This is a genomic window from Acrocarpospora sp. B8E8 (assembly GCF_039871605.1).
Lineage (GTDB): Bacteria > Actinomycetota > Actinomycetes > Streptosporangiales > Streptosporangiaceae > Acrocarpospora > Acrocarpospora macrocephala.
Window position 1 is genome coordinate 38,458 of sequence record NZ_JBDPLV010000019.1, and the last position, 11,233, is coordinate 49,690.

General features: G+C 67.5%; 11 protein-coding genes. 7 read left to right on the forward strand and 4 right to left on the reverse strand.

What is annotated here, in order from left to right; translation table 11 throughout:
* Positions 1-33 precede the first annotated feature (33 nt).
* The gene (locus tag ABGB08_RS20075) at positions 34-2,601 is read right to left on the reverse strand and encodes a glycoside hydrolase family 9 protein (RefSeq protein WP_347592412.1); all 2,568 of its coding nucleotides are present in this window, start codon (positions 2,599-2,601) and stop codon (positions 34-36) included.
* 205 nt (positions 2,602-2,806) lie between these two features.
* On the opposite strand from ABGB08_RS20075, the gene ABGB08_RS20080 reads away from it, so the two are divergent.
* The 6 genes from ABGB08_RS20080 (at position 2,807) to ABGB08_RS20105 (ending at position 7,551) form a co-directional block, all read left to right on the forward strand.
* Complete coding sequence (locus ABGB08_RS20080) at positions 2,807-3,379, forward strand: helix-turn-helix domain-containing protein (protein ID WP_347592414.1); 573 nt, start codon at positions 2,807-2,809, stop codon at positions 3,377-3,379.
* A gap of 19 nt (positions 3,380-3,398) precedes the next feature.
* Positions 3,399-4,670 carry an MFS transporter gene (locus ABGB08_RS20085; RefSeq protein WP_347592416.1) on the forward strand — a complete coding sequence of 424 codons (1,272 nt, stop codon included), beginning with the start codon at positions 3,399-3,401 and terminating at the stop codon, positions 4,668-4,670.
* The gene (locus tag ABGB08_RS20090; protein WP_347592418.1) at positions 4,667-5,725 is read left to right on the forward strand and encodes an MBL fold metallo-hydrolase; all 1,059 of its coding nucleotides are present in this window, start codon (positions 4,667-4,669) and stop codon (positions 5,723-5,725) included. Before ABGB08_RS20085 ends, ABGB08_RS20090 begins: the two co-directional genes overlap by 4 nt.
* Positions 5,726-5,784: 59 nt before the next feature.
* On the forward strand, positions 5,785-6,099 hold the full coding sequence (locus ABGB08_RS20095; protein ID WP_347592420.1) for a type II toxin-antitoxin system Phd/YefM family antitoxin: 315 nt from the start codon (positions 5,785-5,787) through the stop codon (positions 6,097-6,099).
* Positions 6,100-6,173: 74 nt separating this feature from the next.
* Entirely contained in the window at positions 6,174-6,344 is a 171-nt protein-coding gene (locus tag ABGB08_RS20100; protein ID WP_347592422.1) for a hypothetical protein, read from the forward strand.
* 124 nt (positions 6,345-6,468) lie between these two features.
* Positions 6,469-7,551: a Fic family protein gene (locus tag ABGB08_RS20105; protein ID WP_347592424.1), complete on the forward strand. Its 1,083-nt coding sequence runs from the start codon at positions 6,469-6,471 to the stop codon at positions 7,549-7,551.
* Positions 7,552-7,761: 210 nt separating this feature from the next.
* Here ABGB08_RS20105 and ABGB08_RS20110 read toward each other — a convergent pair whose 3' ends face one another.
* A complete protein-coding gene (locus ABGB08_RS20110) occupies positions 7,762-8,658 on the reverse strand; it encodes an SDR family oxidoreductase (protein WP_347592426.1) in 897 nt (298 codons plus the stop codon).
* Between the two features lie 248 nt (positions 8,659-8,906).
* Between ABGB08_RS20110 and ABGB08_RS20115 the strand changes: the two genes are divergently transcribed.
* Positions 8,907-9,956 carry a dihydrodipicolinate reductase gene (locus ABGB08_RS20115; protein WP_347592428.1) on the forward strand — a complete coding sequence of 350 codons (1,050 nt, stop codon included), beginning with the start codon at positions 8,907-8,909 and terminating at the stop codon, positions 9,954-9,956.
* Between the two features lie 172 nt (positions 9,957-10,128).
* Here ABGB08_RS20115 and ABGB08_RS20120 read toward each other — a convergent pair whose 3' ends face one another.
* Both ABGB08_RS20120 and ABGB08_RS20125 read right to left on the reverse strand, forming a co-directional pair.
* On the reverse strand, positions 10,129-10,767 hold the full coding sequence (locus tag ABGB08_RS20120) for a flavin reductase family protein (RefSeq protein WP_347592430.1): 639 nt from the start codon (positions 10,765-10,767) through the stop codon (positions 10,129-10,131).
* Entirely contained in the window at positions 10,764-11,162 is a 399-nt protein-coding gene (locus ABGB08_RS20125; protein ID WP_347592432.1) for an NAD(P)H-dependent oxidoreductase, read from the reverse strand. Before ABGB08_RS20125 ends, ABGB08_RS20120 begins: the two co-directional genes overlap by 4 nt.
* Positions 11,163-11,233 lie beyond the last annotated feature (71 nt).

Sequence of the window (11,233 nt, forward strand, 5' to 3'; positions counted from 1 at the left end):
GGGCCCGCGGCGCCGCCGCGGGCCCTGGCCCTTTTACTTACAAGCGGCTCCGTTCAGCGTGATCAGGTCGGGAACCGGGTTCGCGCCGGGGGCGCTCTTGGCGACGAAGCCCAACTTCACTGTCTTGCCCGGCTTGATCTGTTTGTTGAGGGAGATGTTCTTGGCGGTCACGGTCGCGCCGCTTTGGCTGTGGTCGGCCCCGATGGCGGCGAGGACTTTCTGGCCGCCGAGGAAGGACCACGTGAGCGACCAGCCGTTGATCGTGCTGGAACCGGTGTTCTTGATCGACACCTCGGCGGCGAAGCCCTGCGGGACCGAGCCGAGGATCTTGTAGTCGACGTCGCACTTGCCGGGGGTGGTGACCGAGCCGTCACCCTGGTCGGCGATGAACGTCGAGATCTGGGAGAGCGGCGAGTTCCAGTTGATGGTCAGCTCGTTGGTGGACCAGGACTCGATGTCGTCGATGTAGCAGAACTGCGGCTTGCAGCCCTGCAGCTTGGTCTGGGCGACCGGGTCCTGGATGGAGGAGTTCGGGCCGCCGGACAGGGTGCCGCGCGGCGGGTTGGGCAGGTCGGGGTTGAGCTGGCGGGAGTACCAGCGGCTGTGCTGGTTCTTGGAGGCGACCTCGCCGTAGCCGGTCACGTACGACTGGTTGAGGGCGTTGCGGCCGAGGATGTAGTCGATGCCCTCCAGGACGCCGTCCAGGTACTTCTTCTGGCCGCTGATGTCGTACGCGGCGGCCATGACGGCCATGTTGTTGAGCACGAGGTTGTTGGAACCCCAGTCGAAGACGTTGTCGGCGGGGGCGTACGGCAGGCCGTACGGGTGGGCCTTCAGGGTGGCCAGGTACTTGTCGGCGCCGGCCAGGACCGAGGCGCGCACGGCCGCGCGGCCGGGGAGCGCGTTCGGGACGGTGGCCAGGTCGAGGCGGCCCAGCTGGGCGGTGGCGGCCCAGTCGAAGCCGCGCTCGCGCCAGACGTCGGCGGAGTGCAGCGGGGAGGCCAGGATGTAGTCCTTGTATTCCTTCTCGCCAGTGCTGATGTAGAGCTCGGCGGCCGCCCAGTAGAACTCGTCGGTGACGGTGTCGTCGTTGTAGGCGCCGCCGCCGTTGCCGTCGGCGGGGGAGGCCAGCACGGCGGGGTTGGCCTTGGCGGCCGTCCATGCCTTCTTCGCCGCTGTGAGGTTCTTCGCGGCGAATGTCGCGTCGTACGGGGCGAACAGGCGGGCGGCCTGGGCGGCGGTGGCGGCCAGGTTGAGGGTGGCGGCGGTGGAGACCGGGTGCAGTTCGCGCAGCTGCGGGTCCAGGTGCGGCAGCAGCGGCAGGCCGGTCCAGTTCTGGTCGTGGATCTTGTGGTGGACCATGCCGTCGGGGCGCTGCATCTTCAGCAGGAACTCCTGCTCCCAGCGGGCCTCGTCCAGCACGTCGGGGACCTGGTTGGCGCTCTCCGGGATGTTCAGGCCGCCGATGGTCTCGGCGGTGGCGGCGTTCTTGGTGCGCTCGAAGGTGCTCATCACCTGCCAGGCGGAGATGCCGCCGTTGACGACGTACTTGCCGTGGTCGCCCGCGTCGTACCAGCCGCCGGAGACGTCCAGGGAGTAGTCGCAGACGCCCGGCTGGCAGGGGACGTTGGTGTCGCCCTGGTTGGGGGCCGTGCCGACGTGACCGGCGGGGCGGCCGTACCCCGGGCGGAGGGCGTCGTCGATCGCGATGCCGCTGCGCTGGGTGTAGTAGAACTTCAGCGCGTCCAGTTTGAGCTGGTCGTAGGCGGTGGCCGAGAGGTCGAACGGGCGGCTGGTCTCGCCGTCGGCGGTCAGGGTGTAGCCGGTGCCCGCTTTGGTGTACGAGCCGAAGTTGATCGAGTGCACGTTCTGGCCGGAGGAGGCGTCCACGCCGCGCGGGGTGGTCTGGCCGTGGGCGACCACGGTGCCGCCGGAGTTCTTGAGCTGCCAGGGGAGCGCGGTGGTCGCGGTGGTGACGACGGTGGCGTTCTTGGGGCCCTTGGGGAGGTAGGCGACCTGGTTGACGCGGACGCGGGGGCCGGTGTCGGGGACGTACACCTCGGGCTCGGCGCCGCCGGTGAGGGAGACGTTGTCCAGGCAGAACCGCCACGGGGTGGCGCTGCCGCCGAGCTGGAAGGCGACCTGGCCGGTGGGGAGGTCGACGGGGGAGGTGAACGTGTAGGTGTAGGTGTTGCCGGAGACGCTCAGCTCTGGGTTGGCGGTCAGGTATGAGGTGAACGGGTCCACCGGGAGTTGGATCAGGGCGCGGGCGACTCTGGCGGGGGTGGCGGTGGCGAAGAAGGTGTAGGCGTAGGTCTCGCCGGCGACCAGGGGGATGTTGTCGAGGCCGATGATCGCGTCCCAGGGGTTGGTGGTGCCGCCGGGGACGTCGGTGCACAGCTGCCCGTTGGTGATGCCGACCGTGAGGTTGCCGGTGTTCCACCAGGGGGCGGTGGTGGTGTCGAAGGTGCCGTTGGAGATCTGTTCGGGGCCTTCGGCGTGTGCGGCGGTGGGGGTCATTCCGGCGACGATGAGTGCCATCGCGGCGAATGCGGCGAGGCGTCTTCTGCGGGCTGGGTTCTTCGCTTCGGCTGGTTTCAAGGTGCACCTCGGTTGCGGGGCGTCGGCGACGTGCCAGGAGGATGTGGGAGCGCTCCCATTACTGTGAGTCCATTGATGTTTCCAACACGTTTCCCCCGAGTCAACGAGTCCCGGGCCGCGACCTACGGTGACCGGGCGATATCCCGTCGGCTGGCATGAAAGTTTCACGATTGCAAAGAAGTATTTGCAAAGGTATCTTTGCGATATGGACGAGGTCTACCACGTCAGCGATCCGCGCACCCTGAAAGCCGTCGCCCACCCCCTCCGCGTCCGCCTCCTAGGCGCCCTCCGCAACGACGGCCCCGCAACCGCCACCGAGCTGGCCGCCCGGTTGGGCGAGAGCTCCGGCGCCACCAGCTACCACCTGCGCCAACTCGCCCGCTTCGGCTTCACAGAAGAGGACCCCGCCCCCCGAGACCGCCGCGAACGCCGCTGGCGTGCCCGCCACCGCTACACCTCCTGGAGCAACGCCGAACTCTCCACAACGCCCGAGGGGCGCGAGGCGGCCGCGTTCATGCGCCATCGCCAGCTGGAGGTCATGACCTCTTCTATCGACACGTTCCACCGCGAACACGACACGTGGAGCAACGCCTGGATCGAGGCCGCCGGAATGTCCGACCACATGGCGCGCCTCACACCCGCATCCGTCATGGCGCTGTACGAACGCGTGACGGCGCTGATCGCCGAAATGGAGGAACACGACGAGGCAGCGATCGACGCGGAACAGGTCCACGTGTACATGGGCGCGTACCCCAGACATCCGGAATCGTCCCGGTGAATCCCAAGAGGTGATTCAGATGTCCCCCCGTTCGATTCGAAGGCGTTTTGTTCTCGTGTCCTTTCTGGCCTGGTTGCCCGCTGGGCTGATGATGGCTCCGCAGGTTCTGCTGATGACCTCGCGTGGGGTGGAGTTGGCGGAGATCGGAGTGGTGTTCTCCGTTTACGGGCTGACCGTGATGGCGCTGGAACTGCCCACGGGGGGATTAGCCGACGTGATCGGGCGGCGGATGGTCGTCGTGGCGTCGGCGGTGTTCACCGTGGCAGGGCTGAGCGTGCTCGCGTTGGCGACGTCCACGACGATGTTCGTGGTGGCGATGGTGCTCAAGGGCATAGCCAGGGCGCTGTCGAGCGGACCGGTCGAGGCCTGGTTCGTGGACGCGTTGCACGAGGCCGAAGGGCCGGAGGCGGATCTCAAGCCGGGGCTGGCGGCAGGGTCGGTGGCGGCTTCGGTCGCGTTGTGTGGCGGCGTGCTGGCCGGGGGATTGCTGCCGCTGATAGTGCCGGGGGAGTCGCTGGCGGTGCCGATCTGGGCGGGGGCCGGTGCGGGAGTCGTCCTGCTCGTGGTCGCCCTGGTGGTGCTGCGGGAACCCGCGCGGGGACCCAAGGCGTCGCTGGGGACGGTGTTGCACGGCGTTCCCCTGGCCATACGGTCCGGATTCGGGGTGGCCGTCCGGGATCGCGGGGTCGGGCGGTTGCTGCTGGTTTCAGCCGGTCTTGGGGTGATGCTGAACACGATCGAGATGTTGACGCCGGGACGGCTGGCCGTACTGACCGGGGGAGTGGAGACCGGCAGCACCGCCTACGCGCTCGTCGCCGCGGTCGGTTTCGCCGCGAACGCCGCGGGCGGATCGCTGGCGCCCTGGTTCGCACGGCGTTTCGCCACCTCGGAACGGGCCGCGATAGCCGGAACGATCGCGACCGCACTGGCCGTGGGCGGCCTCGCGGCTTCGGTCGCCCTGGCCGGAGCCGCCGGCATGATCGGCGCCGGATCCGGATACATCCTCATCTTCGCGGCCCTAGCTCTGAGCGAGGTCATCCGCATGGAACTCCTCCATCGCCGCGTCGTCTCCGGCCTGCGCGCGACCGTACTCTCCGTGAATTCGCTCCTGCTCCAAGCGGGCGGCACCCTCTCCGCCGTCGCCCTCGGCGCCCTCGCCGCCACCAGCGGCGTCGCCTGGGCCTGGGCCGTCTGCGCCGCCGTCATGCTCCTGCTGGCCCTCCTGTACGTACGCCTTCCCGCCCCCCGAATAGAACGATGTTCTGCCGACGAGGCACAATCGACGGCGTGACCAAATTGGCGAAACCCGCGAACCCCTCCCAACGGGATGCCTGGCTCGACAAACGACTCCCCGACGTCGAGCAGGTCCGCCCCGGCCTCTGGTCGATCCCGGTGCCGATCCCGATCAACCCTCTCCGCTACGTCCTGGTTTACGCCCTCGAACACCCCGGCGGCGTCACGATCATCGACGCCGGCTGGAACACCGACGAGGCGTACGACGCGCTGGCCGCCGGACTGGCCACCGCCGGATACCAGATCACCGACATCCAGGCCGTCCTGGTCACCCACATCCACCCCGACCACTACGGCCTGGCCGGACGCATCCGTGAGAACACCGGCGCCTGGATCGGCCTCCACCCCGCCGACGCCGCCCTCGTCCACGACCGCTACGACGAGTCGGCCATCGACGACCTGGTCGCCCGCGAGGGCGCGCTCCTGCGCCGCTGCGGCGTCCCCGACCTCACCGCCCAGGAACTCGCCGGCGCCTCCATGATGATCAGACACCTGGTCACCATGGCCGTCCCCGACCGCCTGATCGAAGACGGCCAGCACCTCGACATCCCCGGCTGGAACCTCCAGGCCCGCTGGACCCCCGGCCACTCCCCAGGCCACCTCTGCTTCGTGGAACCCACCCGCCGCCTCCTCTTCTCCGGCGACCACGTCCTCTCCAAGATCACCCCAATCGTCGCCGTACACCCCCAATCCGCCCCCAACCCCCTAGCCGACTACCTCGACGCCCTCCGCACGATCGCCAAGCTCGACATCGCCGAGGTCCTCCCCGCCCACGAATACCGCTTCACCGACCTCGCCGACCGCGTCAACTACGTCGTCGGCCACCACGAGGACCGCCTGGCCGAGGTCGCCACCACCGTCGGCGAGTCCGACGGCATGACCTGCTGGGACCTGGCCTCCCAACTCACCTGGTCCCGCCCCTGGGAGACGATCCCCCCATTCATGCAGCGCTCCGCCAACAACGAGACCCTCGCCCACCTGGTCTGGCTAGAACTCGACGGCAAACTGAGCCGCACCCCAGGCGAACCCGACCTCTGGCACCGCATCCGCTGAACAGAGCCCAAACCGTAAGGACCTCTAGAACCTTAAGGTTCGCTCGCTACAATCGAGCCATGGAGAAGATCGCGCTGCAGGAGGCCCGCGAGACGTTGGGCGTCCTGGTCGCGCAGGTGCACCATGCGCACCGGCCCGTGACCATCACTCGCCACGGTAAGCCAGAAGTCGTCATGATCGCGGCAGAGGACTACGCGCGGATGAAGGAGGAGCTGAAGCGCCTCCAGGACGAGGAAGACCGCCGCATCACCACTGACTCCGTGGAACGCAAGAGGCGTGGCGAGGCGCAACCTGAGGGCAGCGTCACGATCACAGCCGACAGCCGCGAAGAGCTTGAAGCCAAGCTGAACGAGTTCCTGGGGCTGAACGACTAGTGATCATCCGCGCCGTCATCTGGGCGCCTCCGACGCGGGCAGACGCCGAAGCGCTCCCCAAGGAGCTCAAGGGCATGCTGAGAACTCTGGTCGCGGAACTGGCGACGGGCCCCATCCCCCCACGAGACGCGGTGCCCGATCCCTACATTCCGGAAGCGTACGAGTTCCACACGTCGGAACTGATCGTGAAGTTCACGATCTATGACGATGAGGTTCACATTCTGGTCGTACGACCGAATACGTGAAAGCGCGGGAACCGCCCGTGCCGCCGCCCGCGCTTATCGCTTTGCCGCGGCGATCGCGTCAATACATCATCCGTATGTGCTCTTCCCTACGCCTGTCCTCACTCGTGAGGACCATCAGGTAATCGTGGACATCAATGCCCGGCACGACAAACTGACCGGTGAGCCCACAAAATGGACACAACGCCTCCGGCAATTCCTGACCGCCGATGCCATCGCCGCCTCCAACTCCATTGAGGGCTTCCACGTGTCCACGGTGGATGTGGAAGATCTCATGGACGGGGAACGCGACGTCGAGGTCTCGGAGGTGAATCGAGAAGAGACTCTCGCGTACCAGCGGATGATGACCTACATCCAGACATTCCACGACGCGACGGACTTCTTCTACAGCAATGGGCTGCTAAACGGGCTGCACTGGATGCTGCAGGGCCACCGTCACAGCATCCGCAAACCGGCGGGACAGTGGCGCAGGAGCCCCGTCTACGTCACCGACCCGCGCGATCCCGGCATCGCCGCCTACACGGGACCAGACGCGGAAGAAGTTCCAGCCCTCATGGCCGAACTGGTCGACTGGCTGAACACCGACGACGGCTCACATGCCCTGGTCCGAGCAGCGATGGCCCACCTGCATCTGGTTTCCATTCACCCCTGGGCGGACGGAAACGGCCGTATGTCGCGCTCTTTGCAGACCCTGGTGATCGCGCGTGAGGGTGTTCTGGCCCCGGAGTTCTCCTCTATCGAAGCCTGGCTCGGGCGCCCACGGAACACCTGGGAGTACTACCGCGAACTCGCCCTGCGCGGTCCCCGCTACCTCCCCGACCAGGACGTGACCGACTGGATCCGCTTCAACCTGACCGCTTACCACCAGCAGGCCCAAACGGTTCAAGGCCGCGTCGACCGATCCCGCGTCGTCTGGGGAGTCCTCTCCGACTTCGCCGAAACCACCGCCACCGACGAACGAATCGTCTCCGCCCTCTACGACGTCGCGATGTTCGGCCGCGTCCGCCGCTCCCGCTACGAAAGCGCCGAAGGCCTGAGCTTGCAACAGGCCCAGCGTGACCTGCGCGACCTCGTGACCTCCGAGGTCCTCACTCCCGTCGGACGCACCCGTGCCCGCATGTACATAGCCGGTCCGCACTTCCCCGAACAAGCCCTAGAGGTAGCTCGCACCCCCATGACGTTGACGCATCCGTACCAGGCTGATCGTTAACAGGGGCCGCCCCCTGCTCATCCGTATCAAATCCAACCCATGGAGGCGGGCGAGGGGATGGATTTGATACATGTGCGGCGATCGAGAGGGCGGCCTTGCTGGTGTGCCGCGGTGAGCAGCCAGATCCGCAGCGTGCTTGTCCCATGCACCAAATCCTCCGCACTGATGCTGGTTATGCGGTGGATTTGACGCATGTCCGAACCTGGCTCGCTAAAGCATCGCCTGCATTGAGGCGGTCGCCTGCTGGCCGAGAGTCGTCGGCTGGAGGTACGGCTGTTCGGTCATGATGGTGTCCCAGTTGTCGCGGATGGATTCCATCGTGAGGTCGTCGGTGCGCCAGCCGGGGCCCTCGGCGACGAATACGCGGGCGACTCGGCCGCCGCCGACGCTGAAGACCTCGCCGGAGGTTTCGCAGGATTCGTGGGCGAGGAACGCGACCAGGGGGCTGATCGCGTCGACGGTGAATTTGGCTTCGAATTCGGCGGGGAGGAGGGCCTCGGTCATGCGGGTCCAGGCGATGGGGGCGATCGCGTTGGCCTTGATGTTGGCGCGGGCGCCTTCGATGCCGAGGGTCTTGGTCAGGCCGACCAGGCCCATCTTGGCCGTGGAGTAGTTGGCCTGGCCGAAGTTGCCGAACAGGCCGGCGGGGGAGGAGGTGTTGACGATCCGGCCGTAGGCCTGCTCCTTCATGTGCGGGAAGGCCGCCCGGCTGACCAGGAACGAACCGCGGACGTGTACGGCGAGCACGCTGTCGAACTCCTCGACCGACATCTTGCCCAGCGACTTGTCGCGCAGGATCCCGGCGTTGTTGACGACCACGTCCAACCGCCCGAACGTGTCGACGGCGGCCCGCACGATCGCCTCCGCGCCCTCGGGGGTGGCCACGTTGTCGGCGTTCGCGACCGCCTTGCCGCCGTTCTTGGTGATGAGCTCGACGACCTCGGCCGCGGGGCCCGCGGACGCGCCTGAGCCGTCCAGCGCGCCGCCCAGATCGTTGACGACGACCGCGGCCCCGCGTTCGGCCAGCAGCAGCGCGTGCGCCCGCCCGAGCCCGTGCCCGGAACCGGTGACGACCGCGACTTTCCCGTCGAATCTGAGCTCGGACATGCGCCCACCCTCCGCGAAGAGAACAAGATTCTAGTCAGGCTGAACCCTATCAAGAGCTCTGGGGCCCACAAATGGGTCGTTGCGGATAGTGATCGGACGAGTAAATTCCTGCTATAGTTTCGGCTTCGCCAGGGCGTGGGGCTACCGGCGACACCCCTCCCCAGCATGCCCTCCGCCCGGCTTGGCTCCCCAGCGGCCAAGCCCGTCGCGCCCGGAGGCGCGGCCATAACCCAGTCTGGAGGCTCTGCATGCCCCGTCTGCGCGTGGTCCAATGGGCCACCGGAGCAGTAGGCGGCTACGCTCTGCGCAGCGTCATCACCCGGCCGGAATTCGAGCTCGTCGGCGTGCTCGTCTACGACCCGGACAAGGTGGGCGTCGACGCAGGCTCGCTGATCGGCCTGGATCCGGTCGGCGTGACCTGCACTGACGACGTGGAACAGATCCTGTCCCTGGACGCCGACTGCGTCCTGCACATGCCGCTCCCCGCGTCGTACTTCGGCGGCGACCACGCCACCGACGTCGAGACGATCTGCACCCTGCTGTCCTCGGGCAAGAACGTCATCACCACGACCGGCTTCGTCTACCCCGCCGCGTACGGCCCCGGCGTGGTCGAACGCCTCGAAGCCGCCTGCGCGGAAGGCGGCACGACGCTCCACGGCACCGGCATCAACCCCGGTTTCGTCAGCGACCTCCTCCCGCTGGCCCTGACCGGCCTCTCCTCCCGCCTGGACCACATCTACGTCCGCGAATCCTCCGACTACCGCGGCCACCCGTCCCGCCAGATCGTCACCGACCTGATCGGCTTCACCCGCTCCGCCAAGGATTACGCCGCCGCCGTCCGCCCGTTCCGGGCGTTCCAGCGCGCCCTCTTCGCGGAAAGCGTGCAGCTCGTCACCACCGCCCTGAATGTACGACTCGACGAGATCGAGGAGAGCGACGAGTTCGAACTGGCCACCGAAGAGTTCGAGATCGCCGCCGGAACCGTCCTCCCCGACACCGTCTGCGCCTCCCGCTGGACCTTCAGCGGCCTGATCCGCGGCCGCCCCTTCATGACCGTCGAATGCGTCTACAAGGCCGACGCCACCAAGGTCCGCCGCTGGGCCGACCCCGGCTTCGCCATCCACATCGAAGGCCGCCCGACCATCGCCCTCACCATCGACGAGGTCAGCCACGGCCTGGCGGGCGCCGCAGCCCACGCGGTCAACTCGATCGCATCGGTCTGCGCCGCACCACCAGGCATCCGCACCATGCTCGACCTCCCCCTAGCCATCGGCCGAGGCACCGCCCGCCTGGCCTGATACCGGTTCTCCGACACGGCCTTGGCGGGGCGGGCGGAGCCCAAGGAGCGGTGGGTGGGAGAACCACGACACCCATGGCTGTTGTTTCGTCCCCGGGAACCACGGCGATGGCGGGGTCGGGCGGAGCCCGAGTGGAATCAAACGGGCTGGGTGGGTGGGACAACCACGGCATCTAGCGCGGTTGGAAATCTCCGAATCGGCCTTGGTGGTAAAGAAGTGGGCGCCCATCGCCGCCGGCGGCGGCCACCACGAGACCGACCACCAGGATGTGGTCGCCTACCTCGCTGGTGTGGTGGGCCCGGCAGACGAGATGGCCGGAGACCTCTTCGAGTAACGGAACGTCCGCCAGACCGGGTGACCATCGGGTCGGCGCGGCGAACCGGTCCACGCCTTTACGCGCGAACCTCGCGGCCAGCTCCACCTGATGGCTGGCGAGCACGTTCACCGCGAAATACTCGGCTTTGCTGAGGGCGGGCCAGGTGGTGGAAGCCTGATCGACATAGAAGGAGACCAGCGGCGGAGCAAGGCTGACCGAGGTGAAGGAGGTCGCGGTCAGCCCGACCGGCTCGCCGTCCGGTTGCGCCGTGACCACGACGACTCCCGCCGCGTGGGCCGCCAGCGCCTGCCGGAACTCCTCAGGCCCGATCGGAACCTCCCCACCGGCGGGCCGGACTTCCTCGGATCCGACCGGAACGTGGGGTTCCTCTTCCTTACCGACACGCCGGAACTTCCTGCCGCGGCCACCCTGCTGCGGAACGGACACCAGTCGAAGGTGGCTGGCGGGAGGTTGCTCGTCGGGGGCGGCGGTCATGTGAGAACCTCCGTAGGTCTAGTCAGTTGCGGTATCACCGTGTTCGCCCAGGCGGCGAGAAGTTCGTCCAGGTCCGGGATGCGTGACTCCAGGACGACCAAGCCGGGAGTGGGGACGGCCGCGCCCAACTCGACCAGGAGCGGGCGGAAGTGGACTTCGACGGCCAGGGAGTGTTTCGGATCGCCCAGGACCAGGAGCGGCAGGGCGACCTTCCCGGCGAGCGCTTGGCTGGGGAGTTTGTCGAGAAAGGACTTGAGAAGCCCGGTGTAGGTGCCTTTGTAGGTCGGGCTGGCCACGACGAGGATCGACGCGTCGAGAAGGAGTTCCAGCGCGACCTCAACGCCCGGCGAAGGTTCTGGGGAGAACAGGGCAGGAGCCAGCCCTGACAGGTCCACGACGTCGCCCGCCTCGACCCCCAGCCGGTTGGCGACCGTTTCGGCGGCTTGGTGGCGACGGTCAGCGTACG